The organism is Bacillus sp. FSL R10-2780, assembly GCF_038006125.1.
In the GTDB taxonomy this organism is placed as follows: Bacteria; Bacillota; Bacilli; order Bacillales; family Bacillaceae_G; genus Bacillus_A; species Bacillus_A cereus_U.
The window spans coordinates 4782128-4800095 of the sequence record NZ_JBBOUQ010000001.1 but is presented as its reverse complement, the minus strand read 5'-3'; the positions used below and the strand labels follow the sequence as shown (position 1 = coordinate 4800095).

Sequence of the window (17968 nt, the reverse complement as noted above, 5' to 3'; positions counted from 1 at the left end):
AAAAAAGAACTTGCGAAAATCGCAAGTTCTTCTAAAAATTAAGCGCTCTGGTTTCCTTCCATTTGCGTTTTGTACATATCATAATAACGCCCGCGCTTTTTCATTAATTCATCATGCGATCCTTTTTCCAAAATCGTTCCTCTATCAAGCACAATAATTTGATCAGCGCTCTTAATTGTTGAAAGGCGATGAGCGATAATAAACGTCGTTCGTCCTTTCTTCACAACTTCTAGCGCTTGTTGAATCATCGCTTCTGTCTCTGTATCAATACTAGAAGTCGCTTCATCTAAAATTAAAATCGCCGGATCAAAAGCAAGTGCCCTAGCAAACGATATAAGCTGACGCTCTCCAGTTGAAAGTGTACTTCCTTTCTCCGTAATTTTTTCATCTATATTGTTTGCAAACCTTTCAGCACCAACATCACGTAACGCCTTTATGATACGGTCTTTTGAAATTTTTTCATTTTCTAAGCTTACATTGGATGCCACTGTCCCGCTAAATAAAAACGGATCTTGCAATACAATTCCCATATGTTCACGCGTTGCTTGTTTCGGCATCTCTGTTACATCGTGACCATCAATCGTAAGCTTCCCTTTTTGAAATTCATAAAACTGAAAGAGCACATTCATAATGGAACTTTTTCCTGATCCAGTATGGCCGACAAGTGCCACTGTCTCCCCTTGTTTCGCTTCAAAAGAAATATTTTTTAACACTTCATCTTTTCCATTGTAAGAAAACGAAACATTATCGAATTTCACATTTCCGGTTAAGCGAGGCATACGTTCTTCTTCTACTACCTCTCCCTTTTCCTCTAGCAATTCAAAGACACGCTCTGATGCAACACGCGATTGCTCTAAGTTAGCAAGTTGGTTCACCATATTCGTAATTGGCGAGAATAATCTCGTTAAATAATCGACGAAAGCATATAGTATCCCTAGAGAAAGGAGGCCAGAAGCACTTAATGAAGCACCACCGAAATACCAAATTACACCTGTAAAAGCGATGTTTCTTAATACAGACACTAAATTATGCGACGTTGCTGCATTTAAATTTAAAATTTTATTTTGATATTTAAAATAATCGCCATTGAGTTCTTCAAATTCCTTCTTCGTTTCACGCTCTTGACGAAATGCTTGAATAATTGGCATCCCTTGAATCGATTCATTCACTGTTCCGTTAATATCCGATAAACGCGAACGCATTTTATGATTGTATACAGACGCATACTTTCTATACATAATCGCCCAAACAATTAAAATTGGGATGATAAGTAAGCATAGTGCCGCCAGTTTTACATCAAGTAAAAATAGTGCAGCGAAAATCCCGATAATATAGATGATACTAGAGACGAATGTCGCAAGCACTGTTACATATAAATCACGAATCGCTTCTGTATCATTCGTTACACGCGATACAATTTTCCCTGCTGGTAAATGATCGAAATAACGAATTGGCAACGTTTGAATATGGGAAAAGACGTCTTCCCTCATAATTTGAATAATTTTGTTTGCCGCCTTCTGTAAGAAGAACTGCTTTCCGTATGCAAATAATGATACGACTACTAATAAAGCGAAATAACCACCGCCAAGTAATAGTAAACGATTTATTTCCGGTTTATAAAACGCAAATACTTCTTCTTTCGTTAAGGCTTTCGTTTTATACACTTGCACAGCCTTACCACTTTGTACTGTAAGCACATCACCCTTAACAGAACGACTTCCTTCAAGCGTTATTTTATTCGGCACAAAATAGTACTGAAAACCAACTTGAATCACTCGGACTTCTTTCCCTTTTTTCTCACCTTGTTCAAAGCGATCACTTCGCTTATACAAGGCACCATTATATGAAACAGCATCCTCACTCTTTTCTGTTTCATACCAAGGTCTCTCTATTCCAACGATATGCTCATCAATCATCGTTTTTGCGACGAAAGGACCCGCGAGTTCTGCAATAACGAAAACAAATAGCATCGCCATCGCTGCAAAAATCGGCCCCTTCACTTTCATCGCATATTGAAACAATCGTTTTGAAACACTCATATTTTCACCCCGCTATCCGCACTTTCACTTTCACCTTGTTGTCTGTCGAACTGCTCTGCATACCAGCCCCCATTTCGAATGAGCGCTTCATGCGAACCTTCTTCAATAACTTCACCGTTATCCATAACGAGAATCCAATCCGCGTGCTGCACAGCTGACAAGCGATGCGTCGTTATAATCGTCGTCTTCCCGCTTCTTTCTGTTCGTATGTTTTCAATAATTGCCGCTTCCGTACGAGCATCAACAGCTGATAAAGAATCGTCCAAAATTAAAATTTCCGGATTTTGAATAACAGCCCTCGCAATCGAAATCCTTTGCTTTTGCCCACCTGATAAAGAAACACCTTTTTCCCCAACGAGCGTTTCTAAACCTTCTGGTAAAAACTCTAAATCCTTTTTAAACGCAGCTATTTCAATCGCTTTTTCAAGTTCTTCTTCAGTCGCTTCTCTGTTTCCGAATAAAATATTTTCCTTCGCTGTTTTTGAAAATAAAATGTGTTCCTGAGGTACGTACCCAATCCAGCCAAGTACGTTATCATTCGGAATTTTATCTAGCTTCACATCAGAAACTGCAATATCCCCTTCTCCAAGTGGATATTGACGAAGAAGCTGACGTACAAGCGTCGTTTTCCCGCTTCCTGTTTTCCCAACAACTCCAAGTGTCTCTCCTTGTTTTAATGAGAACGAAACATTTTTTAAATTTGTTTCAATTGATGAAGGATATGAAAAAGTAACGTTATCAAATTGAATGTAATCTGGCTCTTGTACAACCTTTGGATCTTTCGGATTCTTTACATCCGGTTCATAAGCTAACGTTTCATTTACACGATCGAGCGAAGCATTTCCTCTTTGCATAACATTAATCAATTCACCAATTGCAAACATCGGCCAAATCATCATCCCTAAATAGACGTTAAAAGAAACGAGCTCACCAAGTGTCACCTTTGATTGGAATACGAGATATGCACCGTACACTAAACCAATTAAATAACTAAGACCGACGAGCATTTTCACAGTCGGCTGGAATAATGCATCGATTCTTGCTACTCTCATATTTTTCTCGTATACGTCATCTCCTAAATGATGGAACCTTTCTTGATCAGCATTCTCCTGTACGTACGCACGAATCACGCGTACACCCGCAATTGATTCCAGCACTTTATCGTTCATATCTCCGAACGCATCTTGTGCGACAGTAAATCTTTCATGCAATTTCTTTCCGTATCTATTCATCGCATACGCCATAATCGGAAGCGGTATAAGCGCAGCAAATGTTAACTGCCAACTAATTGAAAAGCCCATCATACAAACGATTGTAAGCATATATAGACTAGAATCAACGAGCGTTAATATACCAAAACCAGCTGTCATGGAGATTGCTTTTAAATCATTTGTCGCTCTCGCCATTAAATCGCCAGTACGGTTTTTTTGATAAAACGTCGGTGTCATCTTGAGTAAATGCCCCATAAATTTTGAACGCATTGTTTTCTCCAGTACGAACGCACCGCCAAATAGTTGGTGCTGCCAAATGAAAGTAAGCACATACCCACCAATCGTTACCCCAAATAAAATAAAAATATATTGCATAATTGCCTCGTTCGTTAAGGCTCCTGTTTTAATATTATCAATTGTAATTCCTAACACTTTCGGAGGAATTACCTCGATCACGTTTACAATTAAAAGTACCCCAATTGCGATACTATACCTTTTCCAATGCTCCCTAAAAAACCAGCTTAACTTTAGTAATACTGAAAACAATATAACCTCTCCTTTCTCGTTCTCATTTGATTCACATTTCTTTATCCGCTATCCAAATCCATCACATTTACATTTTGAAAACCACAGTATTTCATCACATTTTTCCACCTTCCAAATTCTGATTTTTTATAGTAACGAGGAAAATAAACAAAAAAAAGCATACCGCCGCTTGACGATATGCAATAGAATGCATAAAAGCGTACGTTACGATATACGCAACGTACGCTTCTCATAAGACAAAAAGGTCCTATATATCCGCACGGGTTGCGTAATGATATGAATGTTTTCCGCCATTTAACAGAGCTAAGCCCATTACATTTACGATTACAATCATTACGCACACCCCCTTCATTTATTTTCCATTTATAATCTTACAACTTTATTGAGTATTCTGTCAATTATTTTTTTCGGTTTAGAATAAAATAATCTTTTATCACAAAAAATGAAAGTGATGCATTCTACTTATAATTCAGTTTGAAATAAGAGAATCTTCTGTAAGAAAGGGCATACAAAATAAAAAAATAATAAGAAATCGTTTTCACAAACATTTCATTTGAAAAATATTATCAAACCACCTACAATCACCTTATACTCACTCTTACAAGTTGCTATTTTAGGAGGACTAATCATGACAACTAGCAATACGTACAAATTTTATTTAAACGGAGAATGGAGAGAAAGCTCTTCTGGTCAAACAATCGACATTCCATCTCCATACTTACACGAAGTAATTGGGCAAGTACAAGCAATTACTCAAGGAGAAGTGGATGAAGCAATTGCATCTGCAAAAGAAGCTCAAAAATCATGGGCTGAAGCTTCTCTACAAGATCGCGCAAAATATTTATATAAATGGGCTGATGAACTCGTAAATATGCAAGATGAAATTGCCGATATCATTATGAAAGAAGTCGGTAAAGGATATAAAGATGCGAAAAAAGAAGTTGTTCGTACAGCTGACTTCATTCGTTACACTATTGAAGAAGCTCTTCATATGCACGGAGAAAGCATGATGGGCGATAGCTTCCCTGGCGGAACCAAATCTAAACTTGCGATTATCCAACGCGCACCACTTGGTGTTGTATTAGCAATCGCACCATTTAACTACCCAGTAAACTTATCTGCTGCAAAACTTGCACCAGCACTTATTATGGGTAACGCTGTTATCTTCAAACCAGCAACTCAAGGTGCAATTAGCGGTGTTAAAATGGTTGAAGCACTTCATAAAGCTGGCCTTCCAAAAGGTCTTGTAAACGTAGCTACAGGACGCGGTTCTGTAATTGGTGACTACTTAGTAGAACATCCTGGCATCAATATGGTATCGTTCACAGGTGGTACAAACACAGGTAAGCACTTAGCGAAAAAAGCTGCAATGATTCCACTTGTATTAGAACTTGGTGGTAAAGACCCTGGTATCGTTCGTGAAGATGCTGACTTACAAGATGCTGCAAATCATATCGTAAGCGGTGCATTCTCTTACTCTGGTCAACGTTGTACAGCTATTAAACGTGTACTTGTACACGAAAATGTAGCAGACGAGCTTGTTGACTTATTAAAAGAGCAAGTAGCTAAATTATCAGTTGGATCTCCAGAACAAGACAGCACAATCGTCCCATTAATCGACGACAAATCTGCTGACTTCGTTCAAGGCTTAGTTGATGATGCTGTAGAAAAAGGTGCAACAATCGTTATCGGTAACAAACGTGAGCGCAACTTAATTTACCCAACATTAATTGACAACGTAACAGAAGAAATGAAAGTTGCTTGGGAAGAGCCATTCGGCCCAATCCTTCCAATCATCCGTGTTTCTTCTGATGAACAAGCGATTGAAATTGCTAACAAATCAGACTTCGGCCTACAAGCAAGTGTCTTCACAAAAGACATTAACAAAGCGTTTGCAATTGCTAACAAAATCGACACTGGTTCTGTTCAAATTAACGGACGCACAGAGCGCGGCCCTGACCACTTCCCATTCATCGGTATAAAAGGTTCAGGTATGGGCGCACAAGGTATTCATAAGAGCCTTGAGTCTATGACACGTGAAAAAGTAACTGTATTAAACTTAGTTTAATCTTATATGTGGAAGCTGATCTAGTTTTAGATCAGCTTCTTTTTATACAATTTAGTTCACGAGTTGTTTTTCCATAGGTAAATTCACACATTCTACAGAAATTTGATACCCTAGCCAACGCTCAGCAATATGTTCAAACGATAAAACAGAGCCTGTTGTAAAAAATCGATGCTTCGGATTAAGATTGTCAGACAAAATTCCTTTGTGCTGTAAAATGGTACTTAACTCTATCGCTGTTTCTTCTGCAGAGCTAATAATTGTCACAGCCTCTCCTAACTCCTTTTTTATATAGGACTCTAAAAGTGGATAATGCGTACACCCAAGAATTAACGTATCTATATCTTCTTTCGTTAATGGCAGTAAAGCTTGTTTCACTTGCTGCGTTACATATGCTGTATCTTCTAAGTGATTTTCTACAACTGTAGCTAAAGTCGGACACGCATGACTATGCACTTCCAAATATGTATCAAGCTCGTGCAATGCTTTTTCGTACATGTTAGATTTTATCGTACCTACAGTTCCAATTACCCCTATTTTCCCTTTCTTTGTCACTTTAATTGCAGCTCTTGCTCCCGGATGTATAACGCCAATAACTGGAATGGAAAGTGCTTCTTGCAAATCAGTCAATGCAGCAGCTGCACCAGTATTACATGCTACCACTAGAGCTTTTAATGGAAACTGTTTGAGGAACTCAACCATTTCAAATATGAAAGATTGTACCTCCTCTACACTTCTTGGCCCATACGGACAACGCTCATTATCACCAATATAGTAAATGCTCTCTTTAGGTAATTGACGCATAATCTCACTAGCAACTGTTAATCCCCCGACCCCTGAATCTAGTACACCTATTACGGAATTTTTATTACATACAGACATATACTTCATCCCCTTCTCAATCTTCTAGCGCTAATAACATGTATTATATTACGAAAATTCAAATATTGTATAACAATCCCTCTCGCTTTTAATCACAAACTCTTCTCCATAATCTGATTATTACCATATCCATTGACGTATAAAAATACATTTGTTACTCTTAAATACGTTAATTTAATATTTAAATCCTCATTCGTATCTCGGTGAGGTAGAGGTTGCAATCATTAAAAGTATCATTTCAGGAGATGTAGTGGCATTGATGAAGGAATGAGAAAGGAATGGTTGCCGAAGTAAGACGTGCCCACCATGCGCGCTTGCTGGGTCTGCATTTAATAAGTGCAGAACTGTCACAAACGTTTCGTTTGTGGAGAGCTATCGAGAGGTATGTCGTGGGTTTCTTATAAGATAGAAAGCATGTAGCGGCAAATTACGTGCTTTTTTTGTTTTGTTTGGGACTTCTCTTCCTTACTTAGGAAGACATACATATCTCCTCGCTTGACTTGGTTATACTAACTTTGGAGGTATTTTCTATGCAACAAAAAAAATGGGGCTTTTGGGTACTAACAGCTTTCGTTGTCGGTAACATGGTTGGCGCTGGTATTTTCATGGTGCCAAGTACGTTGGCACAAACAGCTAGCCCTCTCGGTGTCACTTTAGCTTGGTTAACAACAGGGTTTGGTGTTTTAATGCTAGCTCTTGTTTTCGGTAATTTAGCAATTCGTCGTCCTGATTTAACGACAGGACCACAAAGTCATGCATATGCCTTATTCTCATCACCAAAAAAGAAAAAAATGGCTGGTTTCAGCATAGTATGGGGATATTGGGTTGCAAACTGGGCAAGTAACGTTGCCATCATTACATCTTTCGCGGGATATTTATCGCTCTTCTTCCCGATTATGAAAGATACACGACTATTGTTTTCAATCGGCTCTTTCAATATAGAAGTTGGAAAACTACTTACATTTACTATTTGTTCTGTCTTACTATGGGGCACACATTTAATTTTAACAAACGGTGTAAGCGGAGCTGGGAAGCTTAACTTCTTAGCAACAACAACGAAAGTAACTGGATTCCTTCTATTCATCATTGTTACGTTATTTGCGTTCGAAGCTTCAAAATTTGGACAATGGTATACACCAATGATCGATAAAGAAGGCGTATCACACGGTCTCCTTTCACAAGTAAACTTAGCTGCTCTTACAACACTTTGGGCATTTATCGGGATTGAATCAGCCGTTCTTTTATCAAACCGAGCTACTTCTCCCAAAACGGTAAAACGTGCAACAGTTGCCGGTTTACTAATAACAGTTGCAATTTACTTAGGAATTACAATTTTAACAATGGGTGTACTTCACGTTGATAAATTACAAGCTTCTGAACGTCCATTAGCAGATGCATTAAACGCTGCAATGGGGCACGGCGGCGGGAAACTTATGGCATTACTTGCTCTTACTTCCCTATTCGGTTCCATATTAGGCTGGATTTTATTAAGCTCAGAAGTGCCTTATCAAGCAGCAAAAGAAGGTTTCTTCCCTTCCTTCTTCGCAAAAACAAATAAAAAAGGAAGTCCAATTCATTCACTACGATTAACAAACATTATGTCGCAAGTGTTCTTATTCTCAACATTATCAGGAACAATTGCGGAAGCTTATACATTCGTTATTACAGTATCAACTTTAGCCTACCTCATTCCATATCTCGTTTCACCAATCTTCCAGTTAAAGCTAGTCGCAACTGGTGAAACATACAAAAATGAAATGCGGGCAAGAATTACAGATGGCATAGTCGCAGCGATCGCACTTTGCTATGCACTATGGGTTATTAAAACAGGCGCATCCGATATAAAAACATTCCTTCTCGGGATTGGTTTATTCGTAATTGGCTTTGCCTTCTATCCATTAATGAATCGTGATCAGAAAAAAAATAACGAAAAGAAAAACGAGCAAGTTGCATAACGCAATTTGCTCGTTTTTTGCTTAATAAAACATATATAATAGAAAAAAGAGGTGAAAAACATGTCAATCGAATCACTATGGAGCTCTCGCTTTCAACAACATATTCAAAATGCCATCACATACTTTGCACGTATGATTAACGGTTTGCTATATAGCTTCATCTTCGTCTCATGTGTAGGTGCATATTATTACGCCAAGTTTCTTAAAACGGATCCTTCTAAAGGAATATCTTTATTACTCATCACAATCGTACTTACACTCATTATAACGAGATGCCCAATTCGCACATTTATTCAAAAACCTGATGCTGTCTATTTACTAGCGCTAGAAGAGAAATTAACATCTTATTTTAAAAAATCTCTTCTATATAATTACATCATTCAGCTTTTCCCGCTTGTATTTATGTTCCTTATTATCGTACCGCTTGCCATGCAATCATTACAATTAACCGTACCTTTTCTATGTACAATCTTTATAATTTTAATGATTCTAAAGGGCTGGAACATATACATACATTGGATATGGCGTGATAGTTATGAAAAAAACATATGGCTTATCATTCGTATTGCTTGTAATGCACTTATCATTTACATGCTGTTTTATGTTGCAAATATCATTGTGCTAGGTGGCTTACTATTACTTCTTGCCTTCCTACTCCTATATACAAAAAAGCAGCCCACAAAGCGAATACCGTGGGAATACATAATTGAACAAGAAGAAAAAATGGACATACGCTTTTATCAATTCGCTAGCATCTTCACTGATGTTCCGCAGCTAAAAAAACAAGTAAACGGCAGAAAATGGCTTACAAATTGGATCGAACCTTTACTACATAAAAAACAAGCTACTTTCTTCTATTTACATACACTATCGTTTTTACGTGGGAATGATTATTTTGGTATATATATTCGCTTGGGGTTAATCGGTTCCTTTATCGTATATTTCGTACCGAATCTATATGTAAAAGGCGCTATTGCTTACATCGTCCTATACATGATCTCTATGCAGCTTCGTTCGCTGTGGAAATATTTTTCAGGAAATATTATCGTGGCATTATATCCAATTGCTACTGAAGAAAGAATGAATCAATTTCTCAGCTTAATTCTCACATTACTAAGTATTCAACTCATTGTATTTTCAAGTGTTATACTCGTTGCTACAGGACAATTACTATATGCTTTGATTATTATGTTAATCGGCGTACTTTGGTTAAAGTTTATTGTTGTACCAAAAACGAAGAAACGTATTTCTTCTTTATAACTAAAATAGAGGCTGCACATAGCAGCCTCTTTTCTCGTCCTAAAATTTATAATCACTTTTCATAGGCATTTCTCATATAGTGAAAATGACTATACAATTCCTATCCATACGTTAATAATGATTTCGCACATATAAATAAAAAAGATAGGAGCTCTATTATGAACAACAATCCGCCTGCAACGCCCCAAAACACCTCAGAGGAAAATAGCCGTGACATTAAATTGCAAACATTACGAGTCATCGGACTCATCGTCCTCATTAGTGGTTATATTCTCGTCGCTCTCTCAGAAGTGGGTGAACTAAAAACCTTATTAACAAATCCAAATGCCAATCCTAATTTAGCTGAAGTTGATCCGTTTTAGAAGCTATCTAAAAAGCGAGTCCCAGCATAACCAGTTCGCTTTTTAGATAGCTTTATCCAATCTTAGAAACGTTTCGTTCATCTTGATACTTCTCTTTTCCAATCGCCTTCATAAATAATAAAATACTGCTCATACCAACGATAAAATACAGCGCACTCATTCCCCAAGATGCAATAAATGAACCTAACATAACACCTAATGCACCGTTCATTTTCGCCACTTGAAAGACCATTCCGTTAATCGCCATATAAGAACCTCGCGCCTCACTTGGCACCATATCCGCCATTATAGATTGACGAACCGGTACATACATCATCTCTCCTACAGTTTGGAAAAGCCCCGCAATTAATAAAATCCATAAGCTATTGCTCGTTCCAAGTATGGTGAATCCAATTGTATAAATGAATAAGCCTACATATAAGATTTTTAAATCGTTGAAGCTCTTCAACATTTTAATAACAAGCGCCGAAAATAATACAATTAAAATTGTATTCTCTGTAGATATCCAGCTCAGCATTCGAATACCTGTTAAATCAAACGTAAAACCATTTCCGAAGAAAAAGTGAATCGTTTCAAATTCCTTCTGCAAACGTATCCCTAAATAATTATTAATTTGAAACTCTAAAGATAATGTACATATACTTGCTGCACAAAAAATTAAAAACGCTCGGTCTTTCATCACAACTTTATAACTATCCGCCATATCCTTTAATACATTTTTCTTCTCTACAGTTTTTCGCGCCACATACACTTCTTCCATATATATAGCCATCACATATAAAGTAATGACCGCCACAGCCGTTAATACGATAAACAATTGTAATCTATAGTTTTCAAATAGTAATCCACCAAATATCGCTCCAATTGCAATCGATAAGTTAATAGCCCAGTAGTTAATGCTGTACATCACTTTTCGATTTTCAGGTGTACTCACATCGATTAACATCGCTTCCGTCGCTGGATTCATAAGTCCAGATCCTAAGCTGTTCACGAGCATAAATAAAAACGTTAACCACGGTGAATCTACATAGTCTGAGTTCGCAATTCCCATACAAGCAATGGAAACGACTTGTATACTTTGGCCGATAATCATTACTTTTTTACGACCGAGCCGATCTCCAATATACCCACCGTATAAACCAATTATTAATGAAGCTATTACATTAATTAATAGTAAAGCACCAGCAACCGCACTACCTAACTTTATTGAAAAATAAATTGCCATAAACGGAAAAATCATCGTTGATACAGCTCGTGTTAAAAATGATGTTATAATTCTAATTTTTATATTTCGATGCATACTCCAAAACCCCATCGTTTTCCCCTCCTTATGCTTATTCATTTTACTTTGAAAAAGAGGAGGAAAAAGGTTAGAATATTCTAAAGAGTTTCCCCTTTTATATAGAAGGAAGTGTACACATATGAAAATTATGGACTATTACATTCGTTTAAGGTTACATTCACAAGATCAGCAACATATGCGAAATAGCTTACAAGAATTAGCGGATGTTTTATATTGCAGTACGAAAAACGTGAAGATTTTATTAAAGAAAATGAGCGAAGAACAACTAATTTACTGGACTCCAGGGCGAGGCCGCGGGAATAAAACTGAAATTATATTTGTACATAGTTTAGTAGAATCAATTGAATGCTATACAGATGAACTGTTAGCGCAAGAAAAATTAAAAGATATCTTTCTTCTTTTAAAAGAACCCCTTCCTCTTGCACTTCAAAAAAAGATAGAAAATAAACTCCATCATCATTTTGGCTATGAACCTTCAAATGATATGTACGATATATTAAAAATCCCCATATCACGAAAAGTAATGCCGCTAGATCCGGCTTTTGCGGCTGTCACAACAGAGAGCCATCTTACTAGTCAAATTTTTGATACATTAGTCGTTTATAACGATGTTACCGAAAAAATGGAACCGCACATTGCTCATACGTGGGAATTAAGTGAAGACCAGCTTACATGGACGTTCTATTTACGAAAAGATATACATTTTCATAATGAAACGGTTTTAACTTCTACAGATGTGCAATTTTCATTTGAAAGATTAAAGCAAATTCAATCTCCTTTCGAATGGTTAACAGAAGAAATTGTTCAAATTGAAACACCATCACCACTACAAATACGATTCCATTTAGCAAAACCGAATTTATTTTTCTTACATTATGTAAGTTCCATGCAACTCGCAATTTTACCGCATGATGCGAGTATCCAAAATTATCATTACATAGGTACTGGGCCTTTCAAACTTACTCATTACTCTGAAGATAATATCGTGCTTGAAGCTTTTACCCATTATTTTAAAGAACGTGCGTTACTAGACCGCATTGAGTTTTGGCGTATTCCAGATCATGTTCAAATTGATGCTGATTATGAACTACCAAATGAAAAGGAAAACGAAAGACACAATATACAAATAGAAGAAATAGGTTGTATTTACGCTAGCTTCAACTTTACAAAACCTGGTCCACATCACGATATTTACTTTCGTAAAGCTTGGAGAGAAATATATGATGTTGAAACGATCCTCCGTGATTTAGAAGGAAATCGAACAATCACAGCATCAAGCTTCTTTCCTGAAAGAAGCCGCCAAGCTCCTAATAGGTCCTACTCTTTAGAAAAAGCGAAAGAGTATTTGAAAAAGAGCACCTATAATGGCGAAACGATACATATTTACTTCTTCGCATTTAAAGATAGTGCAAACGACGCTGACTTCCTAAAAGAATGTTGTAATAGTTTAGGTATACAAGTAGAACTCCATCCATTTCTCGTTTCAGATTATATGGATCGTTCTATCGATAAACACGCTGATATTATTTTCATGGGAGAAGTTTTTGCTACCGAGCATGAAATTGCATTTTTAAATGTATTTAAAAATAAAAGTTGTTTTATAAGTCGATTCATGGATCCGCACTATGAAAAACAAATTAATTGCTTACTAGATACATTTCTATTAGAAGAAAGTAAAGAAAAGCGCTATGAACTCATGTATGAGATTGAAGAGTTTTTACAAACTGAGTACATTATTTTATTTAACTATCACGTTTTAAAAAGAAAAACCTATCCCTCTTCTTTAAAAAACGTAACAATTGATTCATTCGGTTGGGCGAATTTTGCGAAGTTATGGATACAGCCATCCCCGCGTTAAAATGTGACGTTTTTTATAAAAGGAGAAGAACCATGAAAAGCAACCTAGAAAAAAGGCTTTCCTATCTATACACAGGTGAGTTATTTTCAGTCATTACTTTTATTTTTACAAGTTACTTAATTAATTATGCTTATCCTACATTATATTTATATTCCCTATACTCTTTTTGGATCTCATTTCTTCTTTTAGAGTTTCTCTTACTACAAGGAACTGTTTACTGGTACGTAAAGTGGAAACGACTAAAAAAAGAGAAAACATCTGTTACACCTATTGTGATTATTCAATATTTAAAAATGCTAAAAAAGATAAATATTGGATTGATTATCACAGGACTTATTATGTTTACTATTGATTTTGTAATTTGGTATCCTCAATTACCTTTAGTAGGGCTATCATTCGCACTATTTGTTTATGTTTTTGCATTATTTGAGTATATAAACTATTATCATATTCAGCTTTCATATGATAACATCTCTGATATTAAATATTTGATTAAATCAAAAAAACTAAAACAGTCCTGTATGAGTAAAGATTTTCAACGTATTTCATAAAGTGAAACTATAATCAGTGGGGGTATGTGGGATAAAATATTAGATTCCGCTTATGAAGACTTTAAGCCAATAAGAATTAAGTAATTTTCACGAATGCAAAAGAAGGTATTACATCCTTAGTAATACCTTCTTTTACATTTTTAAAGAGGAACCTTCTTGCACACAAAGATGCAAACTATTATTTAATTACTTCATCCAAATGATTTTTCAAGTTTAATAAGTATTGCTCTATATCCGGATTCTTCACCACATCATAACAAGCAAAACTCTTTAATGGACTCATACCGAGAAACTTCTGCACACGATGTAAATGACTAAGCGTTGATTCTAAACTTTCTCCTTCAAAGAACTTCGTCTTATCTCCAAATGCTTTTTCAGGTGCATTCCAAGTTGTGGAAAACATATACTGCTTCTCTTTTAATAAACCACCTGTTCCGTATTCATCTGCACCTTTAAAGAACAAGCCGTATTCATATATTTCATCCATATACGTTTTAAATAATCCCGGGACACTAAACCAATAAATTGGTGTTTGATAAACCACAACACCGGCCCATAAAAACTTCTCTTGTTCTTCTTTAATACTATATCCATCTTGAATCGTTGTTGTTTTCACATGATGATTTTCGCTTAATACAGTTACCATATAATCAACTAACGTTTTATTTAATCGTCCTTCCTTTGAACCGTATTTTTCATGTCCATTTATAATCAATATATTTCCCATCGCTTTTCTCTCCCTTATATGATCTACTCTTCAGCTATTAAGCCCAGTTGCTGTTTCAGCGTAAGATTATCTTCTAAATGCCAATCTTCCGTTATCTTTCCGTCTTTCACATGCAAAATATCAATTGCAAAAAAACGAATGTTTTTACCATTATGAGTTCCTGTAAAAGAAAGACGAGCTGTTACTTTATCACCAACCACCAATAAATCTTCAATCTCACAATGTATATCAGGAACGACTTTACGAAAATTTTGCGCCGCAAATTTTAAGCCTTCAGTACCTTGTGGACGGCCTTTCGGCAATGTATTATCGAAAAATTTTTCAGTAACAGTATGCGGAATAAGTTCCTCCTTACCTGTATCCCAAAATGCGTAAAAACGCTGAGCAGCATGAACAATTTCTGTCGCTTCTTTTTTACTTAATGAAGGATCCATTGTCATTGCTTTTGGCTTCGGCATTTCCTTTAATAACTGAATTTCAGTTTTTTGCTCCCCACTGCACGCTGCAAGCACAATGCAAATGACAAAAAAACTAAGGAACGTAAACAACTTTTTTATAACCATGGAAATCACCTCCTCCTCATACAAACCCTTTGTATTTCCTATTGCTATTGTATATGCACTAACTTCCTTTATGGAAGTAGTGATATTTTTTTCATATAGTTACCGAAAAGATAGTTTTGTGATACGATAAAGCAAATTCATTCAAAAAATTTTATGGAGGCTATTTCCATGAACAACATAGATCCAGTTGTATTAACGAAAGGTTTACCTGGTATTCCATGCCCTATCGCTAAAACGCTTGACGTAATTAGTACAAAATGGACATTTTTAATTATTCGAGACCTTCTTATCGAAGGAACGTTACGATTTAGTGATTTACAAAAATCAATGGATGGGATTAGTCCGAAAACATTATCGCTTCGACTAAAAGAATTAGAAGCACAAGGGATTATAACGAGAAAAGTATATCCAGAAGTTCCGCCTCGTGTAGAGTACACATTAACGGATAAAGGAAAGCAATTAGAGGGGATATTTATTGAATTAAAGCGATTTGGATTAAGTTTGTAAAGTGAAACTTTAATCATTGGGGGTTTTGTCCATCCCCCAATGATTATTAGCCCGCAAATAGCGGGATAAAACAAAAACCCCTTACAACGGTAAGGGATTTTTCATTACTTATTAAATTATTTTGCTAAACTTTCAGCTAACTGCTTCTCTCTCCACATAAATGTAATGCCGAGACCAACGATTAAAACAACTCCTGAGAAAGCATATGGATAATTAATATTTACATCAAATAATATTCCGCCCATCGCCGGCCCTACAATATTCCCTAAGCTCGTATAAGTTGAGTTCATTCCAGCAACAAATCCTTGCTCTTTCCCAGCCGCTTTTGATAAAAACGTCGTTAAAGCTGGACGGAGTAAATCAAATGCGAGGAAAATAAAACAAGTAACAAGAAGTACAATCCAATAATTAAAGACTATAGTTGAAACAAATGCTAACACTGCGCCTACAATTAAACATATTTGAATTAACACTTTTTCGCCGAATATGTCGACCAATTTACCAAACATAAATACTTGCACAACTACCCCAAAGATTGAACTAATTGTAATAATTGCAGCAATATCTTTCGGTGTAAAACCAAATTTATGATCCGAGAACAGACTAAAAACAGTTTCATATGCCGATAAACCGAAAGCGAGTACAAATACAATAATAAATGCAATTGCATACATTGGATTTAAAGATTTCTTTAAATCCCCGATAAAACTTGAGTCTTTCGTATTAACAGAAATCTCTGCAAGCTCCTCTTTCGTTAAAGGCTCTTTCAAAATAAATATAGACATAACGCATGCTATAAAGGCAATAATGGCTGCGACAAAGAATGGTACACGTATACCATATTCTGCAATAAACCCACCAATTCCAGGTCCTATAATAAATCCGGTACTAATAGCGGCTGAAAGATATCCCATCGCTTTTGGACGTTCCTGAATAGAGGTAATATCAGCAACATATGCCGTAACACCCGGCATAATAAACGCAGCACTAATCCCGCCTAACACCCTCGCTGCATAAAGCATCCACACATCTTTTCCTAATCCAAAAAGAAGCTCTGAAACACCAAAAATAAATAATCCAATGATTATCATTTTCTTCCTACCGTAAAGATCGACCCAACGACCCGTAATAGGTGAAGTAATAAGCTGAGCCATTGCAAATACTGCAACGAGATAGCCCATCGTCTTTCCTGTTAAATTCATATCATTCATAAAGGATGGCATAACCGGAATGATTAATCCAATCCCTAAAAAAGCGATAAATATATTACTCAAAAGAATGATCAATACCATCTTTTGTTCTTTTATCGGTTTCTTCAATTTTTAACACCTCTTCCCGTAAGTTCCTCTCAAAAATAATGCCCAAGAAACTTTTTCTTTATCCTGCTATTTGTGGGCTAATAATGAGTGAAGATGCCCCTACTCATTAGAATTTCACTCTATCCTTCCACACATACATAAATACAGGGTGAATGACTATCATTCAGTTTCCCGCAGAAATGAACCTATCTTTTCAGACAGGTTCATCTTACTATTTCTTTATATGTAGTGCATGTGTTAAAAAATCTAGTACTTCTGCCTTTTGTAGCTCGACTTGCTCATCATCTTTATGATCATATAAATAAACTTGTTCCGCTGCTGATTCAACAAGAGCAATAAATAACTTCGCTGTTCTCTCTGCATGAACCGAATCACGAATTTCACCAGCTTCTTTTGCTTCACTTAAAAATTCACTTAGCCACATATAAAGAGGCTCATATACAGCTTCCCATTCTTTTATATGTTCAGTAGATGCAAGGCCCGCATACATTAATGCTTGTATTTCACGATATTCAGCTATAAAGTTAAACACTGCATCTATTACTTGCGCAACTTTACTTGAAAAAGGTGCATCGTTCTGTACTTTTTCTTTCACTGCAAGTATCATCTTCTCAACCATCACTTCTGCTATTGCAGGCATAACAGATAACTTAGAAGGAAAATATAAATAGAAAGTTCCTTGTGCAATGCCAGCCAATTTTACGATATCAGAAATCTTCGTTTTTTCAACGCCCTTTTCCTGAAACACTTCAATAGCTGCATAGACAATTTTCTCTTTTTTATTCATCATCTAAACCCTTTCACACGCGTATTGAATGAC

The 17968-nt window shown here is 36.2% G+C and carries 15 protein-coding genes and 1 riboswitch; of the genes, 7 read left to right on the top strand and 8 right to left on the bottom strand.

Annotated elements, in window-relative coordinates; genetic code table 11:
- Positions 1 to 38 precede the first annotated feature (38 nt).
- Positions 39 to 2039: an ABC transporter ATP-binding protein gene (locus tag NSQ47_RS24960; RefSeq protein WP_341038185.1), complete on the bottom strand. Its 2001-nt coding sequence runs from the start codon at positions 2037 to 2039 to the stop codon at positions 39 to 41.
- Positions 2036 to 3796, bottom strand: coding sequence for an ABC transporter ATP-binding protein (locus NSQ47_RS24955; RefSeq protein WP_002159136.1), 1761 nt, complete (start codon positions 3794 to 3796; stop codon positions 2036 to 2038). Before NSQ47_RS24955 ends, NSQ47_RS24960 begins: the two co-directional genes overlap by 4 nt.
- A gap of 628 nt (positions 3797 to 4424) precedes the next feature.
- Between NSQ47_RS24955 and gapN the strand changes: the two genes are divergently transcribed.
- Positions 4425 to 5864, top strand: a complete 1440-nt coding sequence (gene gapN, locus NSQ47_RS24950; RefSeq protein WP_283750773.1) for an NADP-dependent glyceraldehyde-3-phosphate dehydrogenase — start codon at positions 4425 to 4427, stop codon at positions 5862 to 5864.
- Between the two features lie 51 nt (positions 5865 to 5915).
- On the opposite strand, the gene racE is transcribed toward gapN, so the two are convergent.
- Positions 5916 to 6743, bottom strand: coding sequence for a glutamate racemase (racE, locus tag NSQ47_RS24945; protein WP_070138802.1), 828 nt, complete (start codon positions 6741 to 6743; stop codon positions 5916 to 5918).
- Between the two features lie 201 nt (positions 6744 to 6944).
- Positions 6945 to 7126, top strand: a riboswitch (Lysine riboswitch).
- Positions 7127 to 7273: 147 nt separating this feature from the next.
- On the opposite strand from racE, the gene NSQ47_RS24940 reads away from it, so the two are divergent.
- The 3 genes from NSQ47_RS24940 to NSQ47_RS24930 all read left to right on the top strand — a co-directional run bounded on the left by NSQ47_RS24940 (position 7274) and on the right by NSQ47_RS24930 (position 10320).
- Positions 7274 to 8698, top strand: a complete 1425-nt coding sequence (locus NSQ47_RS24940) for an amino acid permease (RefSeq protein ID WP_002114879.1) — start codon at positions 7274 to 7276, stop codon at positions 8696 to 8698.
- A 60-nt stretch (positions 8699 to 8758) separates the two neighbouring features.
- Entirely contained in the window at positions 8759 to 9958 is a 1200-nt protein-coding gene (locus tag NSQ47_RS24935; RefSeq protein ID WP_341038184.1) for an ABC transporter permease, read from the top strand.
- 158 nt (positions 9959 to 10116) lie between these two features.
- A complete protein-coding gene (locus NSQ47_RS24930; RefSeq protein ID WP_002114883.1) occupies positions 10117 to 10320 on the top strand; it encodes a hypothetical protein in 204 nt (67 codons plus the stop codon).
- A gap of 52 nt (positions 10321 to 10372) precedes the next feature.
- Here NSQ47_RS24930 and NSQ47_RS24925 read toward each other — a convergent pair whose 3' ends face one another.
- Positions 10373 to 11635 carry an MDR family MFS transporter gene (locus tag NSQ47_RS24925; RefSeq protein WP_341038183.1) on the bottom strand — a complete coding sequence of 421 codons (1263 nt, stop codon included), beginning with the start codon at positions 11633 to 11635 and terminating at the stop codon, positions 10373 to 10375.
- Positions 11636 to 11741: 106 nt separating this feature from the next.
- Between NSQ47_RS24925 and NSQ47_RS24920 the strand changes: the two genes are divergently transcribed.
- Both NSQ47_RS24920 and NSQ47_RS24915 read left to right on the top strand, forming a co-directional pair.
- A complete protein-coding gene (locus NSQ47_RS24920; RefSeq protein ID WP_341038182.1) occupies positions 11742 to 13481 on the top strand; it encodes an SgrR family transcriptional regulator in 1740 nt (579 codons plus the stop codon).
- A 32-nt stretch (positions 13482 to 13513) separates the two neighbouring features.
- Complete coding sequence (locus tag NSQ47_RS24915; protein WP_341038181.1) at positions 13514 to 14032, top strand: general stress protein; 519 nt, start codon at positions 13514 to 13516, stop codon at positions 14030 to 14032.
- 178 nt (positions 14033 to 14210) lie between these two features.
- Here the strand turns inward: NSQ47_RS24915 and NSQ47_RS24910 are convergent, their stop codons facing one another.
- The gene (locus NSQ47_RS24910) at positions 14211 to 14759 is read right to left on the bottom strand and encodes an NAD(P)H-dependent oxidoreductase (protein WP_078174018.1); all 549 of its coding nucleotides are present in this window, start codon (positions 14757 to 14759) and stop codon (positions 14211 to 14213) included.
- Positions 14760 to 14782: 23 nt separating this feature from the next.
- Entirely contained in the window at positions 14783 to 15322 is a 540-nt protein-coding gene (locus tag NSQ47_RS24905) for an ester cyclase (protein ID WP_341038180.1), read from the bottom strand.
- 168 nt (positions 15323 to 15490) lie between these two features.
- Between NSQ47_RS24905 and NSQ47_RS24900 the strand changes: the two genes are divergently transcribed.
- Positions 15491 to 15829 carry a winged helix-turn-helix transcriptional regulator gene (locus NSQ47_RS24900; RefSeq protein WP_001059473.1) on the top strand — a complete coding sequence of 113 codons (339 nt, stop codon included), beginning with the start codon at positions 15491 to 15493 and terminating at the stop codon, positions 15827 to 15829.
- Between the two features lie 116 nt (positions 15830 to 15945).
- On the opposite strand, the gene NSQ47_RS24895 is transcribed toward NSQ47_RS24900, so the two are convergent.
- Both NSQ47_RS24895 and NSQ47_RS24890 read right to left on the bottom strand, forming a co-directional pair.
- The gene (locus NSQ47_RS24895) at positions 15946 to 17148 is read right to left on the bottom strand and encodes an MFS transporter (RefSeq protein WP_002159145.1); all 1203 of its coding nucleotides are present in this window, start codon (positions 17146 to 17148) and stop codon (positions 15946 to 15948) included.
- Between the two features lie 211 nt (positions 17149 to 17359).
- On the bottom strand, positions 17360 to 17938 hold the full coding sequence (locus tag NSQ47_RS24890; protein WP_002010815.1) for a TetR family transcriptional regulator: 579 nt from the start codon (positions 17936 to 17938) through the stop codon (positions 17360 to 17362).
- Between the last annotated feature and the right edge of the window lie 30 nt (positions 17939 to 17968).